Origin of the sequence: Streptomyces sp. NPDC006711 (genome assembly GCF_042869775.1) — a bacterium.
In the GTDB taxonomy this organism is placed as follows: domain Bacteria; phylum Actinomycetota; class Actinomycetes; order Streptomycetales; family Streptomycetaceae; genus Streptomyces.
This window is the reverse complement of sequence record NZ_JBIAGO010000016.1, coordinates 132,226-157,082: the sequence shown is the minus strand read 5'-3', so window position 1 is coordinate 157,082 and position 24,857 is coordinate 132,226. Positions and strand designations below refer to the sequence as shown.

Annotated in this window: 14 protein-coding genes and 1 pseudogene; 9 read left to right on the top strand and 6 right to left on the bottom strand. The window is 71.9% G+C overall.

Features of this window, described 5'->3' with window-relative positions:
* Positions 1–768 precede the first annotated feature (768 nt).
* Positions 769–3,774 (top strand): bifunctional [glutamine synthetase] adenylyltransferase/[glutamine synthetase]-adenylyl-L-tyrosine phosphorylase, encoded by a 3,006-nt coding sequence (locus ACFYM2_RS27140; RefSeq protein WP_388839820.1) that lies wholly within the window; start codon positions 769–771, stop codon positions 3,772–3,774.
* Positions 3,775–4,311: 537 nt separating this feature from the next.
* Here ACFYM2_RS27140 and ACFYM2_RS27135 read toward each other — a convergent pair.
* The 3 genes from ACFYM2_RS27135 to ACFYM2_RS27125 form a co-directional block, all read right to left on the bottom strand.
* Complete coding sequence (locus ACFYM2_RS27135; RefSeq protein WP_359007091.1) at positions 4,312–5,199, bottom strand: phosphatase PAP2 family protein; 888 nt, start codon at positions 5,197–5,199, stop codon at positions 4,312–4,314.
* A 104-nt stretch (positions 5,200–5,303) separates the two neighbouring features.
* The gene (locus ACFYM2_RS27130) at positions 5,304–6,329 is read right to left on the bottom strand and encodes a LacI family DNA-binding transcriptional regulator (RefSeq protein WP_359007088.1); all 1,026 of its coding nucleotides are present in this window, start codon (positions 6,327–6,329) and stop codon (positions 5,304–5,306) included.
* A 25-nt stretch (positions 6,330–6,354) separates the two neighbouring features.
* Positions 6,355–7,959 carry a glycoside hydrolase family 13 protein gene (locus ACFYM2_RS27125; RefSeq protein ID WP_388839817.1) on the bottom strand — a complete coding sequence of 535 codons (1,605 nt, stop codon included), beginning with the start codon at positions 7,957–7,959 and terminating at the stop codon, positions 6,355–6,357.
* Between the two features lie 303 nt (positions 7,960–8,262).
* On the opposite strand from ACFYM2_RS27125, the gene ACFYM2_RS27120 reads away from it, so the two are divergent.
* From ACFYM2_RS27120 to ACFYM2_RS27100, 5 genes are all read left to right on the top strand, one after another.
* On the top strand, positions 8,263–9,537 hold the full coding sequence (locus ACFYM2_RS27120) for an extracellular solute-binding protein (protein WP_388457848.1): 1,275 nt from the start codon (positions 8,263–8,265) through the stop codon (positions 9,535–9,537).
* A gap of 80 nt (positions 9,538–9,617) precedes the next feature.
* On the top strand, positions 9,618–10,610 hold the full coding sequence (locus ACFYM2_RS27115) for a carbohydrate ABC transporter permease (RefSeq protein ID WP_388839814.1): 993 nt from the start codon (positions 9,618–9,620) through the stop codon (positions 10,608–10,610).
* A 7-nt stretch (positions 10,611–10,617) separates the two neighbouring features.
* Positions 10,618–11,469, top strand: coding sequence for a sugar ABC transporter permease (locus tag ACFYM2_RS27110; RefSeq protein WP_388457844.1), 852 nt, complete (start codon positions 10,618–10,620; stop codon positions 11,467–11,469).
* A gap of 75 nt (positions 11,470–11,544) precedes the next feature.
* A complete protein-coding gene (locus ACFYM2_RS27105; RefSeq protein WP_388839811.1) occupies positions 11,545–13,194 on the top strand; it encodes a glycoside hydrolase family 13 protein in 1,650 nt (549 codons plus the stop codon).
* The gene (locus ACFYM2_RS27100) at positions 13,179–14,228 is read left to right on the top strand and encodes a LacI family DNA-binding transcriptional regulator (protein ID WP_388457840.1); all 1,050 of its coding nucleotides are present in this window, start codon (positions 13,179–13,181) and stop codon (positions 14,226–14,228) included. The genes ACFYM2_RS27105 and ACFYM2_RS27100 overlap by 16 nt, the downstream gene beginning before the upstream one ends.
* A gap of 52 nt (positions 14,229–14,280) precedes the next feature.
* Here the strand turns inward: ACFYM2_RS27100 and ACFYM2_RS27095 are convergent, their stop codons facing one another.
* From ACFYM2_RS27095 to ACFYM2_RS27085, 3 genes are all read right to left on the bottom strand, one after another.
* Positions 14,281–15,075: an SDR family oxidoreductase gene (locus ACFYM2_RS27095; RefSeq protein ID WP_388839808.1), complete on the bottom strand. Its 795-nt coding sequence runs from the start codon at positions 15,073–15,075 to the stop codon at positions 14,281–14,283.
* Positions 15,076–15,189: 114 nt separating this feature from the next.
* Positions 15,190–15,660: a cyanase gene (gene cynS, locus ACFYM2_RS27090; protein WP_359007064.1), complete on the bottom strand. Its 471-nt coding sequence runs from the start codon at positions 15,658–15,660 to the stop codon at positions 15,190–15,192.
* A 47-nt stretch (positions 15,661–15,707) separates the two neighbouring features.
* A complete protein-coding gene (locus ACFYM2_RS27085; RefSeq protein ID WP_359007061.1) occupies positions 15,708–16,304 on the bottom strand; it encodes a carbonic anhydrase in 597 nt (198 codons plus the stop codon).
* Positions 16,305–16,440: 136 nt separating this feature from the next.
* On the opposite strand from ACFYM2_RS27085, the gene cynR reads away from it, so the two are divergent.
* The 3 genes and pseudogenes from cynR to pulA all read left to right on the top strand — a co-directional run bounded on the left by cynR (position 16,441) and on the right by pulA (position 24,795).
* A complete protein-coding gene (cynR, locus tag ACFYM2_RS27080) occupies positions 16,441–17,337 on the top strand; it encodes a transcriptional regulator CynR (RefSeq protein ID WP_359007058.1) in 897 nt (298 codons plus the stop codon).
* Between the two features lie 264 nt (positions 17,338–17,601).
* Positions 17,602–19,338 carry a carbohydrate-binding module family 20 domain-containing protein gene (locus tag ACFYM2_RS27075; RefSeq protein WP_388839804.1) on the top strand — a complete coding sequence of 579 codons (1,737 nt, stop codon included), beginning with the start codon at positions 17,602–17,604 and terminating at the stop codon, positions 19,336–19,338.
* 85 nt (positions 19,339–19,423) lie between these two features.
* Positions 19,424–24,795 (top strand): annotated as a pseudogene (gene pulA / locus ACFYM2_RS27070) (pullulanase-type alpha-1,6-glucosidase).
* The last annotated feature ends 62 nt before the right edge of the window (positions 24,796–24,857 follow it).

Sequence of the window (24,857 nt, the reverse complement as noted above, 5' to 3'; positions counted from 1 at the left end):
TGGGGTTCACTTACGCGACCACGCAAATCGTGTGTCCTCGCTCACGCGGATCCGCGGGGGCAGGCTGAGGTTGCTGTGCGGGCCACCACCAAACCCGCCAGGGTTACGGGGGCAGCCTGAGGTTGCCGGTGCGGGCCAGCATCGACCCTGCCAGGGGCGCGGGGAACTGCGCGCTCAGCCACGCACGGTCGGCAGCCGGGGTCCCTGGGGCTCCGCCCCAGACCCCGTTCGCGCCTGAAGGGCGCTCGTCCTCAAACGCCGGACGGGCTGGGTATGTCCAGGTGGCCCAGCACGAGCCCTGCCAGGGGCGCGGGGAACTGCGCGCTCAGCCACGCACGGTCGGCAGCCGGGGTCCCTGGGGCTCCGCCCCAGACCCCGTTCGGCCTGAACGGCCTCGTCCTCAAACGCCGGACGGGCTGGGTATGCCTCAGCAGGAGCCCTGTTAGGGGCGCGGGGAACTGCGCGAGGAGCGCTCACGGCCCGCAGCCGGGGTTCTTGGGGCTCCGCCCCAGACCCCGTTCGCGCTGAAGGCGCTCGTCCTCAATCGCCGGACGGGCTGGGTATGTCCAGGTGGGCCAGCACCGGCCCCGTCAAGGGCGCGGACACGTGCTGAGGGTGCCAGTGCGGGCCCGCACCGACCCGCTGCGCGAGCAACCCCGCACGGCCCGCGCCCGAAGGGCGACCCCTCGGGGCACGCGGGGGCCACCCCGCCCCCCGACCCCGGTCGCCGGATAGGCTCGACCCACGGACGACGTGGGAGGCGGCCACATGACGGTGCCGGCGCCGGGGCGCAGGAGCAGTACCTTCACGCGACTGCTGCGGCATGGCTTCACCGACCCCTCCGCCGCCGAGCGCCTGCTCGAAACCCCCGGCCTCACCCCCGTACGCACCGACCCCGTCCTCCTGGACGCACTCGGCGCCACCGCCGACCCCGACCTCGCCCTCGCCGGCCTGGTCCGCCTCGTGGAGGCGCCGGGGCAGGACGACGACGAGCGCCGCGCGCTCCTGGACACCCTGGTCACCGCGAAGCCGCTGCGCGACCGGCTGCTCGGCGTGCTCGGCGCATCCGAGGCCCTGGGCGACCACCTCGCCCGCCACCCGCACGACTGGCACGCCCTGGTCACCTACGAGGCCGAGGACCTGCACCCGGGCGTCGCCGAGTTCGAGCGGAGCCTGGCCGAGGCAGGCGACCCCGTCAGCCTGCGCGTCGCCTACCGGCGCTGCCTGCTGGCCATAGCGGCCCGTGACGTGTGCGGCACCACCGACGTGGCCGAGGCCGCCGCCGAACTGGCCGACCTCGCCACCGCCACCCTGCGCGCCGCGCTCACCATCGCGTCCACCGCCGCGCCCGACGACGCCGCCCAGTGCCGGCTCGCGGTCATCGCGATGGGCAAGTGCGGCGGGCACGAGCTCAACTACGTCTCCGACGTCGACGTGATCTTCGTGGCCGAGCCCGTCGCCGGTTTCGAGGAGGGCAAGGCGATGCAGGCCGCCGCCCGCCTCGCCGCGCACCTGATGCGGATCTGCTCGGAGACCACCGTCGAGGGCGTGATCTGGCCGGTGGACGCCAACCTGCGCCCCGAGGGCCGCAACGGCCCGCTCGTACGCACCCTCTCCAGCCACCTCGCCTACTACCAGCGCTGGGCCAAGACCTGGGAGTTCCAGGCGCTGCTCAAGGCCCGCCCGGTCGCGGGCGACCCCGAACTCGGCCGGGAGTACGTCGAGGCCGTCGCCCCCCTGGTGTGGCAGGCCGCCGAGCGGGACAACTTCGTCGCCGACGTACAGAAGATGCGGCGCAGGGTCATCGAGAACATCCCCGCCGGCCAGGTGGAGCGCGAGCTGAAGCTCGGCCCCGGCGGGCTGCGCGACGTCGAATTCGCCGTCCAGCTCCTTCAGTTGGTGCACGGACGCAGCGACGCCACCCTGCACAGCGGCACCACCCTGGACGCGCTCGCGGCGCTCGCCGCCGGCGGCTACGTGGGCCGCGCGGACGCCGCCCAGCTCGACGAGGCGTACCGCTTCCTGCGGACCATGGAGCACCGCATCCAGCTCCACCGGCTGCGCCGCACCCACCTGGTCCCCGAGGACGAGGCCGACCTGCGCCGCCTCGGCCGCTCGCTCGGCCTGCGCACCGAGCCCGTCGCCAGCCTCAACAAGGAGTGGAAGCGGCACGCATCGGTGGTGCGCCGTCTGCACGAGAAGCTGTTCTACCGCCCGCTTCTTGACGCCGTCGCCCAGCTCGCGCCGGGCGAGATCCGGCTCAGCCCCCGGGCGGCCGCGCACCGCCTCGAAGCGCTCGGTTACGCCGACCCGTCCGCCGCCCTGCGTCACCTGGAGGCGCTGAGTTCGGGCGTGAGCCGCAAGGCCGCCATCCAACGCACCCTGCTGCCCGTCCTGTTGGGCTGGTTCGCGGACTCCGCCGACCCTGACGCGGGCCTGCTCGGCTTCCGCAAGGTCTCCGACGCGCTCGGCAAGACCCCCTGGTACCTGCGGCTGCTGCGGGACGAGGGCGCGGCGGCCGAGAACCTGGCCCGGGTCCTGTCGGCCGGCCGGCTCGCCCCCGATCTGCTGCTGCGGGCCCCCGAGGCGGTGGCCATCCTCGGCGACCCCGACGGGCTCGTGCCGCGCGGCCGCGACCACCTCGAACAGGAGATCATGGCCGCCGTCGGCCGGGCCGAGACCGCCGAGGGCGCGGTCGCGGCGGTCCGGGGGGTACGCAGGCGCGAACTGTTCCGCACCACGGCGGGCGACCTCATCGGCTCGTACGGCACCGAGGACAGCCCCGCAGAGGAGGATCCGGGCGCGCTGGTCGACCGGGTCGGCGGCGCGGTCACCGATCTGAACGCGGCCACGCTCGCGGGCGCCCTGCGCGCGGCGGTGCGGGCCGAGTGGGGCGAGACGCTGCCGACCCGGTTCGCGGTCATCGGCATGGGGCGCTTCGGCGGCCACGAGGCGGGTTACGGCTCGGACGCGGACGTCCTGTTCGTCCACGAGCCCCGCGAGGGCGTCGACGAGCAGGAGGCCGCGCGGGCCGCCAACCGGGTCGTCGCGGAGATGCGCCGGCTGCTCCAACTGCCCGCCGCCGACCCGCCGTTGATGATCGACGCGGATCTGCGCCCTGAGGGCAAGTCGGGGCCGATGGTACGCACCCTGAAGTCGTACGAGGCCTACTACCGGCGCTGGTCGCTGGGGTGGGAGAGCCAGGCGCTGTTGCGGGCGGAGGCGATGGCGGGCGACGCGGAGCTCGGGGCCCGGTTCATCGACCTGATCGACCCGCTGCGGTATCCGATGGAGGGCCTGAGCGACGACGCGGTGCGTGAGATCCGCCGTCTCAAGGCCCGCATGGAGTCCGAGCGGATGCCGCGCGGCGCCGACCCCACGCTGCACGCCAAGCTCGGGCGTGGCGGCCTCTCGGACGTGGAGTGGACGGTCCAGCTGCTCCAGATGCGGCACGGGTGGGAGCTGCCCGGGCTGCGGACCACCCGGACCCGTGCGGCCCTGGCCGCGGCCCACGCGGCGGGGCTCATCGACACTGAGGCCGCGTCGATACTGGACGAGGCGTGGGTGCTGGCGACGCGGGTGCGCAACGGGGTCATGCTGGTGCGGGGCAGGGCCGGGGACACGTTTCCCTCCGACGGGCGGGAGCTGGCGGCGGTGGGTCGTTACCTCGGGTACGGGCCCGGGCATGTCGGGGACATGCTGGAGGACTACCGACGCCTCACCCGCAGGGCGCGGGGCATCGTGGAGGAACTGTTCTACGGCACCCACCTATAACCCCTGGGGCTCCGCCCCACCCCGGACGGGATGCCCACCCGGGCCAGCACCGCCCCCGCCAGGGGCGCGGGGAACTGCGCGCTCAGCCACGCACGGTCGGCAGCCGGAGTCCCTGGGGCTCCGCCCCAGACCCCGTTCGCGCTGAAGGCGCTCGCCCTCAATCGCCGGACGGGCTGAGGTTGCCGGTGTGGGCCAGCACCGACCCTGCCAGGGGCGCGGGGAACTGCGCGAGGAGCGACCATGGTCCGCAGCCGAGGTCCCTGGGGCTCCGCCCCAGACCCCGTTCGGCCTGAACGGCCTCGTCCTCAATCGCCGGACGGGCTGGGTATGTGCACATGGGCCAGCACCGACCCTGCCAGGGGCGCGGGGAACTGCGCGACCAGCCACGCACGGTCCGCAGCCGGGGCTCCTGGGGCTCTGCCCAGACCCCGTGTCGCGAAACGCCAGGCAGGCTGAGGGGTGCCGATGCGGGCCAGCACAAGCCCCGCCAGGGGCGCGGGGAACTGCGCGAGGAGCCCAGCACGGGCCGCGGTGTGGCTATGTCCGGGCCGGCCGGGCGGAGACGCCCTGGCCGGGGCCGACGCGACGCGGCAGGCGGTGCGGCAGGGAGCCGTACCACGCGCGGGAGACCAGGACGCCGAAGGTGAGGCAGAGCAGACCCCCCACCGCGTCGAGCCAGAAGTGGTTCGCCGTGGCGACGATCACCACGAGCGTGGCCATCGGATACAGCAGACCCAGGATCTTCGCCCAGGGCGCCGACGCCAGCGCGAAGATCGTCAGCCCGCACCAGGTCGACCACCCGATGTGCATGGACGGCATCGCCGCGTACTGGTTCGACATGTTCTTCAGGTCGCCGGAGGCCATTGAGCCCCAGGTGTGGTGCACAAGGACCGTGTCGATGAAGCCGCCACCGTTCATCAGACGGGGCGGCGCGAGAGGGGTGAGGAAGTAGCCGACCAGGGCCACGCCCGTCGTCGCGAAGAGGACGAGCCGTGACGCCGCGTAACGGCCGGGGTGACTACGGAAGAGCCACACGAGAACACTGATCGTGATGATGAAGTGCAGCGTCGCGTAGTAGTAGTTCATGCCGACGACGAGCCATGTCACCGAGTTCACGGCGTGGTTGACCGACTGTTCCACCGCGATGCCCAGGTGGTGCTCGGCGCTCCAGATCCAGTCGGCGTTGCGGAGCGCCTTCGCCTTCTGCTCCGGCACGGCGTTGCGGATCAGCGAGTACACCCAGTAACTCACCGCGATCAGAAGGACTTCGAACCAGATGCGCGGCCGACGCGGCCGGCGCAGACTTCGGACCCGGGCGGAAAAGCCGCTGCGCCCCGGTTCGTTGGCTGTGGAGGGTGAGGCCGGCGGTCCCTTGGTTGGAGCGGCCGTCCGGCCTTCCAGAGTTTTCACGGTCATGTCACCCATGGAGAGAGAGTCTGCCAGATGCACATACCCTCCGCCGATCATCCTCCGGTCGGGTTCGCTCCGCACCCGCTACTCCTGCGGGATGAGGATTTTGCCCGGGTGCGTCAGGGGCGGGGAGGGCGCGCGCCCGAGGTGGAACCGCGTACCACCAGCTCGGGCATGAACACGAATTCGCTGTGCGGCGCGGGGGTGCCCCCGACCTCTTCGAGCAGCGCGCGGACCGCGGCCTGACCCATCGCGGTCACGGGCTTGCGGATCGTGGTCAGCGGCGGGTCGGTGAACGCTATGAGCGGGGAGTCGTCGAACCCGACCACCGAGATGTCCCGGGGCACATCGAGGCCCGCCTGGCGCGCCGCCCTGATCGCGCCGAGCGCCATCATGTCGCTGGCGCACACCACCGCCGTGCAGCCCTGCGCGATGAGCGCGGCGGCGGCCGCCTGGCCGCCTTCCAGGGTGTACAGCGAGTGCTGGATCAAGGACTCCGCGTCGGCGAGGCTCAGGCCGAGCCGGTCCTGCATCCCCGCCGTGAACCCCTCGATCTTGCGCAGGACCGGCACGAAGCGCTTGGGTCCCACGGCCAGGCCGATCCTGGTGTGCCCGAGCGCGGCGAGGTGGGTCACCGCGAGCCGCATCGCGGCCCGGTCGTCGGGGGAGATGAAGGGCGCCTGCACCTTCGGCGAGAAGCCGTCCACCAGGACGTAGGGGACGCCCTGGGCGCGCAGCTGCTCGTAGCGCTCCATGTCGGCGGTGGTGTCCGCGTGCAGCCCCGAGACGAAGATGATCCCGGAGACGCCCCGGTCCACCAGCATCTCGGTGAGCTCGTCCTCGGTGGACCCGCCCGGGGTCTGGGTGGCGAGCACCGGGGTGTAGCCCTGCCGGGTCAGCGACTGGCCGATGACCTGCGCGAGGGCGGGGAAGATCGGGTTCTCCAGCTCCGGCGTTATCAGGCCGACGAGCCCCGCGCTGCGCCGGCGCAGTCGTACGGGCCGCTCGTAGCCCAGCACGTCGAGTGCGGCCAGAACGGATTCGCGGGTGCCCGCCGCCACGCCGGGCTTGCCGTTGAGCACGCGGCTTACTGTGGCTTCGCTGACCCCCGCCTGGGCTGCGATGTCGGCGAGCCGTGCGGTCACGGGATTGGACTGTACCGGTCCCACGTCAGATTGCCCACCAGGCGGCGGATTCGGCCGGCAGCGAGGCGTGCGCGGCGCCGAACTCGACGGCGGCGCTGGTCAGCAACGGCCTTCCGGGAAGCGGAAGTTGGACCGGGTGGTCCGCCGTATTGAGGGTGCACACGAAGCCGGGCCTCGCGAAGGCGAGCACGCCGTCGGGCGCGGGCAGCCAGCTCATCGTGCCGTCGCCGAGTCCCGGCAGTTCCCGGCGCAGGGCGAGGGCCGCGCGGTAGAGCTCAAGGGTCGAGTGCGGGTCGCCCGACTGGGAGGCGACGCACAGCCCCCGCCAGGACGCCGGCTGCGGCAGCCAGGGCGCGGCCGCGCCGAATCCGAGGGAGGGGCCGTCCGCCGTCCACGGCATCGGCACCCGGCAGCCGTCACGGAAGCCGTCCTGGCCGGACGCGCGGTGGAAGGCGGGGTCCTGGCGCACCTCGTCGGGCAGGTCGGTGACCTCGAAAAGGCCCAGCTCCTCGCCCTGGTAGAGATAGGCGGAGCCGGGCAGCGCCAGAGTGAAGAGGGCCGCCGCGCGCGCCCGGCGCAGGCCCTGCCCGCCGCCGCCGTAGCGGGTCACATGGCGTACGACGTCGTGGTTGGAGAGCACCCAGGTGGTGGGGGCGCCGACCGCGCCGGTGGCGGCGAGCGAGGCGTCGACGGTCGCGCGCATCCGCTCGGCGTCCCAAGGGCAGGTCAGGAACTGGAAGTTGAAGGCCTGGTGCAGCTCGTCGGGGCGTACGTACAGGGCCAGGCGCTCGGGCGAGGGTGCCCAGGCCTCGGCGACCGCGACGCGCTCGCCCTCGTAGCCGTCGAGCAGTTCGCGCCAGTGCCGGTGGATCTCGTGGACGCCGTCCTGGTCGAAGAAGGGGAGCACCTGGTTGCCGATGAGCTTGGCCTGCTCCTTCGCGCCGATGTCGGGCAGCCCGGCCGCCTTGACCATGCCGTGGGCGACGTCCACGCGGAACCCGTCGACGCCGAGGTCGAGCCAGAAGCGGAGCACGGAGTCGAACTCCTCGCGCACCTCGCGGTGGTCCCAGTTCAGGTCGGGCTGTTCGGGGGCGAACAGATGCAGGTACCACGCGCCGTCGGCGACCCGCGTCCAGGCCGGTCCGCCGAACACCGACTCCCAGTCGTTGGGAGGCAGTTGACCGCTCTCGCCCCGCCCGGGGCGGAAGTGGTAGCGCTCGCGCGCGGGGCCGCAGGCCAGGGCCTCCCGGAACCAGGGGTGCTGGTCGGAGGTGTGGTTGGGGACGACGTCGACGATGACCCGAAGCCCGAGCCGGTGGGCCTCGCGCACCAGGTCGTCCGCGTCGGACAGGGTGCCGAAGAGCGGGTCCACGCTGCGGTAGTCGGCCACGTCGTAGCCGCCGTCGGCCTGCGGGGACGCGTAGAAGGGGGTGAGCCAGACCGCGTCGGCGCCCAGCTCCCTCACGTACGGCAGCCGGGCCGTGATGCCGGGCAGATCGCCGACGCCGTCGCCGTCGCCGTCCGCGAAGGAGCGCACGTACACCTGGTAGATCACCGCGTCGCGCCACCAGCCGGTGCGCGGGCGGGTGCGCTCCTGGACGGCGGCGGGGGTCGTCAGCTCCTGCGTCATGTCTGGTCCCTCTCGAAAGCCCTGCGGCGACGGTCCTCGCGTCCCCGGGATCAACGCCGTCGGCTCCTCGAAAGTAACAGCCTTGCAAGGGCTTGCGGAAGCCTTGCAGGTCCGGCCCGGTCCCTCATGGACCAGCCGTACCGGCTTTGACAAGGCGCACAACGGCAACCGTGCGGACACGCTGATGTAACGATCGAGGGGGCTTGCAGAAATTCTTCGCAAGGTCTTTCGGTCGCCTTTCATCCTTGTTACGTTCCTGGCGATCCGGCGCCGTGATGGACGGCACCCAGTGAAGGAGTTCTCATGCGACGTGGCATAGCGGCCACCGCGATCGCGGCGACCCTCGCTCTCGCGGCGACGGCCTGCGGTGGCAGCGACAGTGACGGCGGCTCGGCGGACGGCCCCGTCACCCTCACGTGGTGGGACACCTCGAACGCCACGAACGAGGCCCCCACGTACCAGGCGCTGGTCGGTGAGTTCGAGAAGGCGAACCCCAAGATCAAGGTCAAGTACGTCAACGTGCCCTTCGATCAGGCGCAGAACAAGTTCGACACCGCCGCCGGCGCCAAGGGCGCCCCGGACGTGCTGCGCGCCGAGGTCGGCTGGACGCCCGCCTTCGCCAAGAAGGGGTACTTCGTGCCGCTGGACGGCACCGAGGCCCTGGCCGACCAGGCCAAGTTCCGGCCGAGCCTGATCAAGCAGGCCCAGTTCGAGGGCAAGACCTACGGCGTCCCGCTGGTCACCGACACCCTGGCCCTGGTCTACAACAAGGCCCTGTTCGCCCAGGCCGGCATCGTCAAGGCCCCCGCCACCTGGGACGAGCTGAAGGCGGACGCCGCGCTCGTCAAGGAGAAGGCCGGCGTCGACGGGTTCTGGGGCTCCACCGCCGGCTACTACGCGCAGCCGTTCCTGTACGGCGAGGGCACCGACACCGTCGACGCCGCCGCCAAGAAGGTCACCATCGCCGGCGCCCCGGCGGTCAAGGGGCTCGACACCTGGAAGGGCCTGTTCGACGGCCCCGGCCTGCACAAGGCGGACGTCACCGCCGACGCGTACGCCCACATCCAGGACGCCTTCGTCAACGGCAAGGTCGCCGCCATCATCCAGGGCCCGTGGGAGATCACCAACTTCTACAAGGGCTCCGCGTTCAAGGACAAGGCCAACCTCGGCATCGCCACCGTCCCGGCCGGCTCCGCGGGCACGGCGGGCGCCCCGACCGGCGGCCACAACCTGTCCGTGTACGCCGGCTCCGACAAGGCGCACACGGCCGCCGCCATGAAGTTCGTCAACTTCATGACCTCGGCCAAGAGCCAGGAGACCATCGCCCTGAAGAACTCCACCCTGCCGACCCGCGACGACGCCTACACCGCGCAGGTCAAGGCCGACCCGGGCATCGCCGGCTTCCAGGGCGTGCTGCCCGCCGCCAAGCCCCGGCCCGAGCTGCCCGAGTACAGCTCGCTGTGGACCCCGATGGACACCACCCTGCCCAAGGTCGCCGACGGCAAGGAGTCCGTCGCCGACGCCACCAAGAGCCTTGAGCAGGACATGGCCAAGCTGGTTCCCGGCTTCACCAAGTGAGCCCCGCCGCCGGGCCGTTCCCCCACCGGGGCGGCCCGGCGGTACGCACGTGTGCCGAACTCCCCGGAAAAGGTGTCGAGATGACCGTTGCCGTCGATGGCGCGGCCCCCGCGAGCGCGTCCACGGCGCGCCGCGGACCGCTGGAACGCCTGCGGCGCTCCTGGCAGAAGCACTGGTACGCGTACGCGATGGTCGCGCCGATCGTCGTCGTGCTCGGCGTCCTGGTGCTCTATCCGCTCGTCCAGGGCGTGTACTACACGCTCACCGACGCCAACAGCCTCAACTCGGCGCGCACCATCGGCGCCAACCACATCCCGGGCACCTACGAATTCGTCGGCCTGCACAACTACGCCGACATCCTGTGGGGGCCGACCTCCTGGGACCGGTTCTGGTCGCACTTCCTCTGGACGGTGGTGTGGACCGTCGCCTGTGTGACCCTGCACTACACCATCGGGCTCGCGCTGGCCCTGCTGCTCAACCAGAAGCTGCGCGGACGCACCTTCTACCGGATGACGCTGATCCTGCCCTGGGCGGTGCCCACCTTCGTCACCGTCTTCTCCTGGCGCCTGATGCTCAGCGACTCCGGCATCGTCAACACCGTGCTCGGCGCGGTGCACCTGCCGCAGCCCCAGTGGCTGGAGCAGCCGCACTTCCAGCAGCTCGCCGCGATCCTCGTCAACACCTGGGTCGGCGTGCCCTTCATGATGGTCTCGCTGCTGGGCGGGCTCCAGACGATCCCCGCCGAGCTGTACGAGGCCGCCGAGATGGACGGCGCGAGCTTCTGGCAGCGCTTCCGTCATGTCACCCTGCCGGGGCTTCGCCCGGTCAGCGCCACCGTCGTCCTGCTCGGCATCATCTGGACGTTCAACCAGTTCGTGATCATCTTCCTGCTGTTCGGCAACGGCGGCGCCCCCGACGCCCAGATCCTCGTCACCTGGGCCTACCGGCTCGGCTTCGGACAGCAGCCCCGCGACTTCGCGCAGTCGGCGACCTACGGCGTGCTGCTGCTCTCCATCCTGATCGTCTTCTCCTCCTTCTACCGTCGCTGGCTGGCCCGCAATGAACAGGTCTGATGCCCCCATGACCACCAAGGCCGTCTCCCGCGACCACGGCCGGCGCCGCACCGCCGTCCTGTCGCACCTCGCGCTGAGCCTCGCCAGCCTGGTCGCCCTCTTCCCGATCGTCTGGCTGGTCTTCGTCTCGCTCGGGCCCGACAAGGACGACTATCTGCACCCGGGCCGCATCTGGTCCAAGCTGTCCTTCTCCAACTACGCCTTCGTCACCGAGCACACCAAGTTCTTCACCTGGCTCGGCAACACCGCCCTCGTCGCCGTCCTGACCTGCGTCATCGGCGTGATGTTCGCGGCGACCACCGGCTACGCGGTGTCCCGGATGCGCTTTCCCGGCTACAAGAAGCTGATGTGGGTGCTGCTGGTCACCCAGATGTTCCCCATCGCCGTACTGATCGTGCCGATGTACCAGATCCTCGGCGACATGGGCCTCATCGACACCTACGGCGGCCTGATCCTCGTGTACTGCTCCACCGCGGTCCCGTACTGCGCGTGGATGCTCAAGGGGTACTTCGACACCATCCCGGTCGAGATCGACGAGGCGGGCCGGGTGGACGGGCTGACCCCGTTCGGCACGTTCTTCCGGCTGATCCTGCCGCTGGCCCGGCCGGGTCTGGCCGTCGCCGCCTTCTACACCTGCCTCACCGCGTGGGGCGAGGTGGCGTTCGCCTCCACGTTCATGCTCGACGACAGCAAGTACACGCTCGCGGTGGGTCTTTCGAGCTTCGTCAGCCAGCACGACGCCCAGTGGAACTACATGGCCGCCACCGCCGTCCTCATCGCGATCCCGGTCTCCGCCATCTTCTACCTGGTGCAAAAACACCTCGTCACCGGCATGACCGCGGGTGCCACCAAGGGCTGAGCCGGGCTCGGACCCGGCCCCTCGACACCGAAGGCTCGGGGCGTCACGCCCCCAGACCCCCCTTTTAAGGACGACATGACCCAGCACTTCACCGCCCCCGACCGCCTCACCGGGACGACCGGAACCCAGTGGTGGCGGGACGCCGTGATCTACCAGGTCTATCCGCGCAGCTTCGCCGACGGCAACGGCGACGGCATGGGCGACCTCGACGGCGTGCGCAGCCGGCTGCCCTACCTGCGCGACCTCGGCGTCGACGCCGTGTGGCTCTCGCCCTTCTACGCCTCCCCGCAGGCCGACGCCGGCTACGACGTCGCCGACTACCGGGCCATCGACCCGATGTTCGGCACCCTGCTCGACGCCGACGCGCTGATCCGCGACGCCCACGAGCTCGGCCTTCGCATCATCGTGGACCTCGTGCCCAACCACTCGTCCGACCAGCACGAGTGGTTCAAGCGCGCCCTCGCCGAGGGCCCCGGCTCACCCCTGCGGGCCCGCTACCACTTCCGTCCCGGCAAGGGCGAGCACGGTCAACTCCCGCCCAACGACTGGGAGTCCATCTTCGGCGGTCCCGCCTGGACCCGTACCGACGACGGAGAGTGGTACCTGCACCTGTTCGCTCCCGAGCAGCCCGACCTCAACTGGGACCACCCGGCCGTCGCCGACGAGTTCCGCTCCATCCTGCGCTTCTGGCTCGACATGGGCGTCGACGGCTTCCGCGTGGACGTCGCGCACGGCCTGGTCAAGGCGCCGGGCCTGCCCGACATCGGCGGCGCCGACCAGCTCAAGCTGCTCGGCAATGACGTGATGCCGTTCTTCGACCAGGACGGCGTACACGAGATCTACCGCTCCTGGCGGACCATCCTCGACGAGTACGACGGCGAGCGCATAGCCGTCGCCGAGGCCTGGACCCCCACGGTCGAGCGCACCGCGAACTACGTACGCCCCGACGAACTGCACCAGGCCTTCAACTTCCAGTATCTGGGCGCCCCTTGGGGCGCGGCGGCGCTGCGCGAGGTCATCGACGTCTCGCTCGCCGCGATGCGCCCGGTCGGCGCCCCGGCCACCTGGGTCCTGTCCAACCACGACGTCACCCGGCACGCCACCCGCTTCGCCAACCCGCCCGGCCTCGGCACCCAGCTGCGCACCCCGGGCGACCGCGAACTCGGCCTGCGCCGGGCCCGCGCCGCCACCCTCCTGATGCTGGCCCTGCCCGGCTCCGCCTACGTCTACCAGGGCGAGGAGCTGGGCCTTCCCGACGTCACCGACCTGCCCGACGAGGTGCGCCAGGACCCCTCCTTCCACCGCGCCGCGGGGCAGGACGGCTTCCGCGACGGCTGCCGCGTGCCGATCCCGTGGACCGTCGAGGGCAGCTCGTACGGATTCGGCGAGGGCGGCAGCTGGCTCCCGCAGCCCGACTCCTGGGCCGGGCTCAGCGTCCAGGCGCAGACCGGCGACGCCGACTCCACCCTGGAGCTCTACCGCCGCGCCATCGCCGCCCGCCGCGCCCACCCGGGCCTCGGCGCGGGGGACGACCTGCGCTGGCTTGAGGCGCCCGACGGGGTGCTGGCCTTCGCCCGCGAGGGCTTCGTGTGCACGGTCAATCTGACGGGCCGTCTGGTGTCGCTTCCCGTGTCCGGCCGCCTCGTCCTGGCCAGCGCCCCCGTCGCCGTGGACGGCGACCGGTTCGAGCTGCCCGCCGACACGACGGTGTGGTGGACGGTGTGAACCTCGCCGCGCAGCGGGCCGGGCCGCGCCTGGCGGAGATAGCGGCGCAGGCCGCCGTCAGCGAGGCCACCGTCAGCCGCGTGCTCAACGGCAAACCGGGCGTGGCGGCCGCCACCCGGCAGCGGGTGCTGGCCGCCCTGGACGTCCTGGGCTGGGAGCGCCCGGCCCGGCTGCGGCGGCGCAGCGCGGGTCTGATCGGCCTGGTGACCCCGGAGCTGACCAACCCGATCTTCCCCGCCTTCGCCCAGGCGGTCGAGCAGGTGCTCGCGGGCCACGGCTACACGCCCGTCCTGTGCACCCAGCTGCCGGGCGGGCCCACCGAGGACGAACTGGTGGAGCAGTTGGAGGAGCGGGGCGTCAACGGCATCGTGTTCCTTTCGGGACTGCACTCCGACACCTCCGCCGACCCGGCCCGCTACCGGGCGCTGGCCGAACGGGGCGTGCCCCACGTCCTGGTCAACGGGTACAACGACGCGATCCGCGCGCCCTTCGTGTCGCCCGACGACCACGCGGCGATGCGGATGGCGGTCGGTCACCTCGCCGACCTCGGGCACACCCGCGTCGGACTCGCGATCGGCCCGCCGCGCTACGTCCCCTCGCGCCGCAAGACCGAGGGGTTCACCGCGGCGCTCGGCGAACGGCTCGGGCTGCGCGAACAGGAGGCGTCGGCGTACATCAGGCCCACCCTGTTCAGCGTGGAGGGCGGTCAGGTGGCGGCCGCCGCGCTGCTCGACCAAGGCTGCACGGGGATCGTCTGCGGCAGCGACATGATGGCGCTCGGCGTGGTGCGCGCGGCGCGGGAGCGCGGTCTGGACGTGCCGCGCGACGTCTCGGTGGTGGGCTTCGACGACTCCCAGCTCATCGCCTTCACCGACCCGCCCCTGACCACGGTGCGCCAGCCGGTGCAGGCGATGGCGGCCGCCGCGGTCTCCGCGCTCCTTGAGGAGATTGGCGGGACGCCCGTCCAGCGCACCGAGTTCGTCTTCCAGCCGGAGCTGGTGGTGCGGGCCTCCACCGCGCGGGTGCGCGCCTAGGCCGTGTCTTCACAGTCCCGTCCGGCCGGCCCCCGGGCCCGGTGCGCGCGGGTCACTGGGCGCTCGCGGCGGGACGTACGACGATCTCGTTCACGTCCACCCCGGCCGGCTGGGAGAGGGCGTAGGCGATCGCGTCCGCGATGGCCGACGCGGGCAGCGCCACCGCGCGGTAGGCCCTCATCGCCTCCCGCGCGGCAGGGTCCTCGATGCCGTCGGCGAGTTCGGACTCGGTCACTCCGGGGGAGACGAGCGTGACCCGGATGTCCCCGGGCGACTCCTGGCGCAGCCCCTCGGAGATCGCGCGCACGGCGAACTTGGTGGCGCAGTAGACGGCGGCGGTGGGCGAGACCTCGTACGCCCCGACGGAGGCGATGTTGACGATGTGCCCGCCGCCCCCAGCGCGCATCGCGGGCAGCGCGGCGGCGATGCCGTGCAGCACCCCGCGCACATTGACGTCGATCATCCGGTCCCACTCGTCGATCGTGAGCGCGTCCAGTGGCGCAAGCGGCATCACACCGGCGTTGTTGACGAGCACGTCCACCCGCCCGTAACGCTCGCGGGCGGCGCCGATGAAGGCGCGGACGTCGGCGGCGTCGGTGACGTCCAGGCGCCGGAAGGCCGCGGTGGCGCCCCGGGCGGTCAACTCCTCGGTCAGGGCGCCGAGCCGGTCGGTGCGCCGCGCGCCGAGCAGCAGGCGGTGCCCGTCGGCGGCGAGCCCGCGGGCGGTCGCCTCCCCGATCCCGCTGCTCGCGCCCGTGATCACGACGACCTTGGCCGCGCCGTCAGTGCCCGCTGCCGCCGTCGCCGGCGTTGTTCCCGTCGCGGTCGTCGTCGCTGTTCCTGTCATGCGTGGCTCCCCGGTCCATGGGTGGTGGTGTCTGCCCGGCCGAGTCTGGGCGGGCCGGGGTGCGCGGACCAGGATGAGCGCTGCCCGGGTGCGGGACACCCGGGCAAGCCCCGCTCAGAACGGCTTGGTGGGCAGGTACTTGCCGTCCAGGGTGATCACGGCGCGCTCCCCGCCCTCGGGGTCGGCGACCTTGCGCACGTCGAGCCGGAAGTTGATCGCGCTGATGATGCCGTCCCCGAACTGCTCGTGCACCAGCGCCTTCAGGGTGGTGCCGTACACCTGGAGCATTTCGTGGAAGCGGTAGATCGTGGGGTCGGTGGGGACACCGCCCGGGATCGAGCCACGGGTCGGGATGGTGGTCAGGAGCAGGGCCGCGTCGTCGTCGAGACCGAGCAGCGCGGCGACGGCGTCCGCCGACGCGGCGGGCAGCGGGTGCTGGCCGAGCACGGCCGCGGTGACGAAGGCGACGGAGAGGCCGGCGGCGTCGGCGATGTCCTGCCACGACAGGTCCCGCCGGATCTTGGCCTCGACGGCGGCGGTGGCCAGGGCCTGACGGGCGGTGGGGTCGAACTGGGCGTGCGTCATGGGTGACTCCTGTAGCGGGGGTGAAGTGGGGCAGGGGGTGGGGGAGTTCAGGCGTGCGGGCGGTCTGGGGCGGGGGCGCCGCCGGTCTCGATGTCGGTCACGTCGCCGGTGGGGATGTCGAAGACCCAGCCGCGCAGCGTGAGCCGCCGCTCGGCCAGGGCGCGCGCCACCGAGGGGTGCGTCCTGAGGTTCGCGAGCTGGGCCCGTACGTTGCCGCGCACCAGGGCCGCGAGGTCCGCGCCGTCCGCGTGGGCCGGCGAGGCGTCGGCGTACCGCAGCCAGGCGGCGATCGCGGGCAGGGCGCCGAGGTCGTGGCGCTCGGCGAGCGCGGTCATCGCGCCGCAGCCAAAGTGGCCGCAGAGCACGATGTCGCGGACGCCGAGCACGGCCACGGCGTACTCGATGCCCGCCGCCACGGCGTCGGGGCCCGGGGCGTACGCGGGCACCAGGTTCCCGGCGGTGCGCAGGACGAAGAGGTCGCCCGGCTCGCTGCGGGTGATCAGCTCGGGCACCACCCGGGCGTCCGAGCAGCCGATGAACAGCGTGCCCGGGCGGTGGGTGGTGGCGAGGCGGGCGAAGAGGTCCGCCTTCGCGGGAAAGACATCGCGCCGGAAACGCGCGACGCCCTCGGCGAGGTCGTGCATGGTCGCTCCTTTCGGGGGCCGCCAGCCGGTGTGGGTCGGAGAGAGGGGCTGACCTGTTCCACCCTGCACGAGCTGGACCTATAGCGTCCAAGACGCGTTTTCGCTATCAGCCATAGGTGTCATCTATAGTTGGCTCATGGCCCCGGAACTGCGGCATCTGCGCTATCTGCTCGCCGTCGCGGAGCACGGCAACTTCACCCGTGCCGCCGAAGAGCTGCGCGTCGCCCAGCCCACCCTGTCCCAGCAGATCAAGCAGCTGGAGCGCTCCGTCGGCGTCCAGCTCCTCGACCGCACCGGCCGCTCGGTGCGCCTGACGGACGCGGGCGAGACGTACGCGCACTACGCGCGGCGCGCGCTGCGTGACCTGGCGGCGGCCGAACGCGCGGTCCTGGACGTCGCCGACCTCGCGCGGGGCGCCCTGCGTCTCGCGGTGACCCCGACCTTCACCGCCTACCTCGTCGGCCCGCTCATCGCCGAACTGCACACCCGCCACCCCGGACTCACCCTGGACGTACGGGAGTCGGCCCAGGACCGGATCGAGGCGGGGCTGCTCGCCGACGAGTTCGACCTCGGCATCGCCTTCCACGGCCCGCACCTGCCGGGCATCGCCGCGACCGCGCTGTTCACCGAGACCCTGGGGCTCGTCGTCGGCCCGGGCGCCGCGCGGCGCGGCACCCTTGCCGCGCACGAGCTCGCCTCATGTCAACTGGCCCTGCTGAGCGGCGACTTCGCCACGCGCGGGCACATCGACGACTATCTGCGGCGCCACCGCGTCACGCCGTCTGTCGCCGTGGAGGCCAACTCGCTCCAGGCGCTCACCGAGATCGTCCGACGCACCCCGCTGGCCACGGTGCTGCCGGACGCGGTCACGCACGAGCACCCCCAGCTGACGCCCGTCGCCCTCCAGCCCCCGCTGCCCGCCCGCACCGTGACGCTGCTGCGGCGTGAGAGCGGCTATGCCAGCGCGGCCGCCCGGGAGTTCACCCGCCTCACCGGGGAGTTCGTCCGGGCCCGTGGCTACGCCCCCGCCTGACCGGACCCGGACCCGGACCCGGCGCGCGGACCCGGGTGCGGCGCGGCCCGCGCCACCGCTCCCGCGCGCGTACGGGGGCGCCCTCGCGGAGCGCGCAAATCCTTGCAGAAGGGCAATCCCCGGCCCCGGATTCTGCCCAAACCGTTGACCTGAACGTTCCCTGCCTCCTACGGTCACCTGCTCAGAAGCCCTTTCAGCCTTGCAGCAAGAACATGCAAGATCCCCACTGAGAGACCTCCCAGAGCCGCAGGAGGATCCGCCCCCATGCAACCCCCCAGCAGGCAACGCAGAACCGCGTCCGCCCTCGCCCTCATCACGGCCGCTGCCTCGGCCTTCCTGGCCGTGCCCGGCGCCCCCACCGCCGTCGCGTCGGCCCCCGGTGACCGGGACGTCACCGCCGAACTCTTCGAGTGGCGTTACGACTCGGTCGCCCAGGAGTGCGCCTCCACACTCGGCCCGGCCGGTTACGGCTACGTCGAGGTGTCGCCCGCCACCGAACACATCCAGGGCCCCCAGTGGTGGACCTCGTACCAGCCCGTCAGTTACAGGATCGCCGGGCGTCTCGGGGACCGCGCGTCCTTCCAGCACATGGTCGACACCTGCCACGCGGCCGGCGTGAAGGTCGTCGCCGACGCCGTCATCAACCACATGGCCGCGGGCTCCGGCACCGGCACCGGCGGGTCCGCGTACACCAAGTACGACTACCCGGGCATCTACCGCTCCGCCGACATGGACGACTGCACGAGCCCGGTCACCAACTACGCCGACCGCTGGAACGTGCAGCACTGCGAGCTGGTCGGGCTCGCCGACCTGGACACGGGTGAGCCCTACGTCCGCACCCGGATCGCCCAGTACCTCAACGACCTGCTCTCGCTCGGCGTGGACGGGCTGCGCATCGACGCCGCCAAACACATCGCGGCCGAGGACATCGGCGCCATCAAGTCCCAGCTCTCCCACCCGAACGTCTACCTCAAGCAGGAAGTGATCTACGGCGCGGGCGAGGCCGTCCAGCCCGCGGAGTACCTGGGCAACGGCGACGTGCAGGAGTTCCGGTACGGGCGCGACCTCAAGCGGGTCTTCACCGGCGAGAAGCTGGCGGAGCTGAAGAACCTCGGCGAGGCCTGGGGGTATGTGCCAAGCGCCCAGGCGGGCGTCTTCGTCGACAACTGGGACACCGAGCGCAATGGTTCCACCCTCAGCTACAAGGACGGCGCCGACTACACCCTCGCCCAGGTCTTCATGCTGGCCTGGCCCTACGGCTCGCCCGACGTCCACTCGGGGTATGAGTTCACCGACAACGACGCGGGGCCGCCCAACGGCGGTACGGTCAAGGCCTGTTACGCCGACGGCTGGAAGTGCCAGCACCGGTGGCCCCAGATCCAGAGCATGGTGGGCTTCCACAACACCGCGCGCGGCGAGGCCGTCACCAACTGGTGGGACGACGGCGCCAACCAGATCGCCTTCGGTCGCGGCGCCAAGGCGTACGTCGCCATCAACCACGAGTCCGCCGCCCTGACCCGCACCTTCCAGACCTCGCTGCCACCGGGCGACTACTGCGACGCGCAGAGCGGCAAGGGCGTCACGGTCGACTCCGGCGGGCGCTTCACCGCCACCCTCGCACCCGACACCGCGCTCGCGCTCCAGGTGAACTCCCGCACCTGCGGCGGCGGTTCGAGCACGGGCAGCGGCAGCACCGGCACCACCACCGCGTCCGGCGCCTCCTTCGCCGTCGACGCCACCACCGCCGTCGGCCAGAACATCTACGTCACCGGCGACCAGGGCGCGCTCGGCAACTGGAATCCGGCCTCGGCCCTCAAGCTCGACCCCGCGAGCTACCCCGTGTGGAAGCTCGACGTCGCGCTGCCGGCCGGCACGTCGTTCGCGTACAAGTACGTCCGCGAGGACGCGAACGGCCAGGTCACCTGGGAGAGCGGCGCCAACCGCACCGCGACCGTGGCCGCCGACGGGAAGGTGACGCTGAACGACACCTGGCGCACCTGACCCGCGCCCCGAGAACCGGGCCGCCCGGCGCCCCTCCCGTCCCGCCGGACGCCGGGCGGCCCGCCCCTGACCCTCTCCCGTGCCGATGACCCCGTCCCGTGCCGATGGCCCCGTCCTTCCCCCGTGCCGAGAACCCCGTCCGACCGAGGAGCACCCGGTGATCCCCCTGCGAAGAACGGCGGTCGCGCTCGCGGCCGCCCTGTGCGCGGCGCTCGTTCCCGCGCTGCCCGCGGCCGCCGCGCCGAAGCCGCCCGCGCCGCCCAGCGACGCCCGGCTGGCGGCCGAGCCGGCCCGGCACGACGCGACACGCGAGCAGTTCTACTTCGTGCTCCCCGACCGGTTCGCCAACGGCGACCCGGCCAACGACCGGGGCGGCCTTGCCGGTTCGCGGCTCGACACCGGGTACGACCCCACCGACAAGGGCTTCTACCAGGGCGGCGACCTCAAGGGCATCACGCAGAGACTCGACTACATCAAGGGCCTCGGCACCACCGCCATCTGGCTCGCCCCGATCTTCAAGAACAAACCCGTCCAGGGCACGGGCAAGGACGCCTCGGCCGGCTACCACGGCTACTGGATCACCGACTTCACCCAGGTCGACCCGCACTTCGGCACCAACGCCGACCTCACCCGGCTCATAGCCGCCGCCCACGCCAAGGACATGAAGGTCTTCTTCGACGTCATCACCAACCACACCGCCGACACCGTCTCCTACGCCGAGCGGCAGTCCGGCTACCGCCCCAAGGGCGCCTACCCCTACCTCGACACCAGCGGCCGCCCCTTCGACGACCGCGAGGGGATGCGGAAGGTCGACGCGAACTCCTTCCCCTACACGCCCGTCGTGAACGAGAAGAAGGTCCCCGACTGGCTGAACGACCCCACGATGTACCACAACCGGGGCGATTCCACCTTCGCGGGCGAGAGCGCCGAGTACGGCGACTTCTCCGGGCTCGACGACCTGTGGACCGAGCGGCCCGAGGTCGTCTCCGGCATGGAGAAGATCTACGAGAAGTGGGTCCACGACTTCGACGTGGACGGCTTCCGCATCGACACCGTCAAGAACGTCGACCTGGACTTCTGGACGCAGTGGGCGAGCGCGCTCGACGCGTACGCCAAGAAGCGCGGGCGGCCGGACTTCTTCATGTTCGGCGAGACCTACTCCGCCGACCCCGCCGTCACCTCGCCCTACGTCACCCGTGGCCGCCTGGACGCGACCCTGGACTTCCCCTTCCAGGACGCGGCCCGCCAGTACGCCTCCCAGGGCGCCCCGGCGGCCAAGCTCGCCTCGCTCTTCGCCGACGACTACCGCTACACCACCGACAAGGCCAACGCCTACGAGCAGGTCACCTTCCTCGGCAACCACGACATGGGGCGCATCGGCTCCTTCCTCAAGCAGGACCATCCCGGAGCGAGCGAGGAGGAACTGCTCCAACGCGACCGCCTGGCACAGGAGTTGATGTTCCTCAGCCGGGGCAACCCGGTCGTCTACTACGGCGACGAGCAGGGCTTCACGGGCGCCGGCGGCGACAAGGACGCCCGCCAGAGCATGTTCGCCTCCCGCGTCCCCGACTACCTGGCCGACGACGAGCTCGGAACCGACCGCACCCACGCCGCCGACTCCTACGACCCCACCCACCCGCTCTACCGCACCATCGCGGACCTCTCCCGCCTCACGAAGGCCAACCCGGCGCTGCGCGACGGCGTCCAGACCGAGCGGTATGCCAAGGACTCCGTCTACGCCTTCTCCCGCACCGACGCCAGGACACGCACCGAGTACGTGGTGGCCGTGAACAACGCGATGGGCGCGAAGAAGGTGAGCGTCCCGGTCGGCGCGGCCGATGCCGCCTACACGACGCTCTACGGCGGTTCGGGGGCGGTACGCAGCGGCTCGGACGCCACCGTCGAGGTGACCGTGCCCGCCCTGTCCGCACTGGTCCTCAAAGCCGCCGCCCCGCTGCCCGCGCCGGCCGTCAAGCCCTCGATCACGCTGAAGGCCCCCGCTCCCGGGGCCACCGGGACCGTCGAGGTGTCCGCCGACGTCAGCGGCGGACAGCTGGACCGGGTCGTCTTCGCCGCGCAGAGCGGCAACGGCGCCTGGCGCACCCTCGGCTCCGCCGACCACGCCCCCTACAAGGTCACCCAGTACCTGGACGTGGCCGCCGGAACTCCCGTGCGCTACAAGGCGGTTGTCGTCGACAGCCTGGGGCGGACCGCGAGCGCGAGCGCCGCGACGACGGCGGGGCAGGCGCCCGCGCCCGGCAAGCCGACGACGCAGGCGCGCGAGTACGCCGTCGTGCATTACAAGCGCCCGGCCGGCGACTACGACGGCTGGCAGCTCACGAGCGAGGGCCAAGGCGCCGGCTTCACCGGCCGCGACGCCTACGGCGCCTTCGCGTGGCTCAAGGTGCCCGAGGGCGCCTCGTCGCTGACGTACACGGTGGCCAAGGGCGAGTCCGCCGACGGACCCGCGCGCACCGTCGATCTCGCCGCCACCGGTGAGGTGTGGATCGCCCAGGGCAAGGACGGCCAGGCGGACCGGGCGCCCACCGGCGCCCGCCCGCCGCAGGACACCTCCAAGGTGGTGCTGCACTACCACCGGCCCGACGGCGACTACGACGGCTGGGGGCTGCACACCTGGACCGGCGCCGCCTCGCCCACCGACTGGGCCAGGCCCCTGATGCCGGCCGGCCGCGACGCCTACGGCGTGACCTTCGAGGTGCCGCTCGCCCAAAGCGCCACCACGCTCAGCTACATCCTGCACAAGGGCGACCAGAAGGACCTGCCCGACGACCGGTCCCTCGACCTCGCCACCTACGGCAACGAGGCCTGGCTGCTGGCGGGGCAGCCCACGTACCTGCTGCCGCAGGCCGGTTCGGGCGTCTCGCTCGACCTGACCAAGTCCACCGCGCAGTGGATCGACCGGAACACCGTGGTCTGGAAGGTCAAGGCGAGCGCCGCGACCAGCGAGCAGCTGGTGTACGCGCCCGGCGGCGGCATCGCCGTCAAGGACGGCGCGCTCTCCGACGAGGGCCACTGGCTGCGCCTGACACCGGCCGCCCTGAGCGACGCGCAGAAAACCAGGTTCCCGCAGCTCAAGGAGTACCCGGCCTTCACCGTCGACGCCCGCGACCGCTCCCGGGTCCGTCCCGCCCTGACCGGACAGCTCATCGCCACCCAGCGCGCCGCCGACGGGGCGCTCCTCGCGGCGACCGGCGTCCAGACCCAGGGCGTCCTCGACGACCTGTACGGCGCCGCAGCCCTCAAGGCGCGGCTCGGCCCGGTCTTCGCGCACGGCCGCCCCACGCTCTCCCTGTGGGCGCCGACCGCGCGCAAGGTCTCCCTCGAACTCGACGGACGCACCGTCGCGATGCGCCGCGACGACGCGTCCGGCGTCTGGTCGGTGACCGGGCCCGCGTCCTGGTCGGGCAAGCCCTACCGCTACGCCGTGACGGTGTGGGCGCCCAGCGTCCGGCGCGAGGTCACCAACCTGGTCACCGACCCCTACTCCACCGCCTTGACCACCGACTCCGCCCGCAGTCTCGTCGTGGACCTCGCCGATCCGTCGCTGGCCCCCAAGGGCTGGTCCACGCTGAGGAAGCCGGCCGCCGTGCCGCTGCGCGACGCGCGGATCCAGGAGCTCCAGATCCGCGACTTCTCCATCGCCGATCCCACCTCCCGCCATCCCGGCCAGTACCTGGCGTTCACCGACACCGCGTCCGACGGCATGAGACACCTGGCCCGGCTCGCGAAGGCGGGCACCTCCTATGTGCATCTGCTGCCGGCCTTCGACATCGCGGGCATCCCCGAGAAGAAGTCCGAACAGGCCGTTCCCGCCTGCGACTTGAAGGTGTACGCGCCCGACTCCGACGCGCAGCAGGCCTGCGTGGCGAAGGCGGCCGCCAAGGACGCGTACAACTGGGGCTACGACCCGCTGCACTACACCGTCCCCGAGGGCTCCTACGCGAGCGACCCCGACGGGACCCGCCGCACGGTGGAGTTCCGCCAGATGGTGCAGGGGCTCAACGGGGCGGGCCTGCGGACCGTGATGGACGTGGTCTACAACCACACCGCCGCGAGCGGACAGGCCGACAACTCCGTGCTCGACAAGATCGTGCCGGGCTACTACCAGCGTCTGATGGAGGACGGCGGCGTCGCCGACTCGACCTGCTGCGCCAACACCGCGCCCGAGAACGCCATGATGGCAAGCTCGTCGTGGACTCCGTGGTGACCTGGGCCAAGCAGTACAAGGTCGACGGCTTCCGCTTCGACCTCATGGGCCACCACCCCAAGGCCAACATCCTCGCCGTGCGTCAGGCCCTGGACGCGCTGACCCCCGCCAAGGACGGCGTGGACGGAAAGAAGATCATCCTGTACGGCGAGGGCTGGAACTTCGGCGAGGTCGCCGACGACGCCCGCTTCGTGCAGGCCACCCAGAAGAACATGGCGGGCACCGGCATCGCCACGTTCTCCGACCGGGCCCGCGACGCGGTGCGCGGTGGCAGTCCCTTCGACGCCGACCCCGGCGTGCAGGGCTTCGCCTCCGGGCTCTCCACCGACCCCAACTCCTCCCCGGCCAACGGCACCCCGGCCGAGCAGAAGGCCCGCCTCCTGCACTACCAGGACCTGATCAAGGTGGGCCTGAGCGGGGACCTCGCCGCGTACACCTTCACCGACAGCTCCGGGCGCACCGTCAAGGGCTCCGACGTCGACTACAACGGCGCCCCGGCCGGCTACGCGGCCGCGCCCGGCGACGCCCTCGCCTATGTGGACGCCCACGACAACGAAACGCTCTACGACGCCCTCGCGTACAAGCTCCCCGCGACGACCCCGGCCGCCGACCGTGCCCGCACGCAGGTCCTCGCGCTCGCGACCGCCGCGCTCTCGCAGGGGCCCGCGCTGTCCCAGGCCGGAAGCGACCTGCTGCGCTCCAAGTCGCTCGACCGCGACTCCTTCAACAGCGGCGACTGGTTCAACGCCCTGCACTGGGACTGCCGGGCCGGCAACGGGTTCGGCCGCGGGCTGCCCATGGCCGCCGCGAACCAGCCCAAGTGGCCTTACGCCGAGCCCCTGTTGACCAACCCGACGCTCAGCCCCGGCTGCGAGGGGATCGAGGGCACATCGGCGGCCTACCAGGACCTCCTGGCGATCCATGCCGAGGAGAGCGCGTTCGGTCTCGCCACCGCCGGGCAGGTGCAGTCGGCGCTCTCCTTCCCGCTGTCGGGGCCGGGCGAGACGCCGGGCGTGATCACCATGCGGCTCGGCCCGCTGGTCGTCGTCTTCAACGCCACGCCCCAAAGCCAGGAGCAGCGCGTCGCCGCCCTCGCCGGTACCGCCTACGCGCTGCATCCGCGCCAGGCGGCCGGGGCCGACCCGGTGGTGAGGACGGCCACTTACGATCAGGATGCGGGGAGCTTCACAGTCCCCGCGCGCACCGTAGCGGTCTTCAAGCAACGCTGAACCGATCATTCCAAGTCGCTCGACGAGTGATTTCGGTTGTTCCCCGCCGCGGGTTCCGTCCG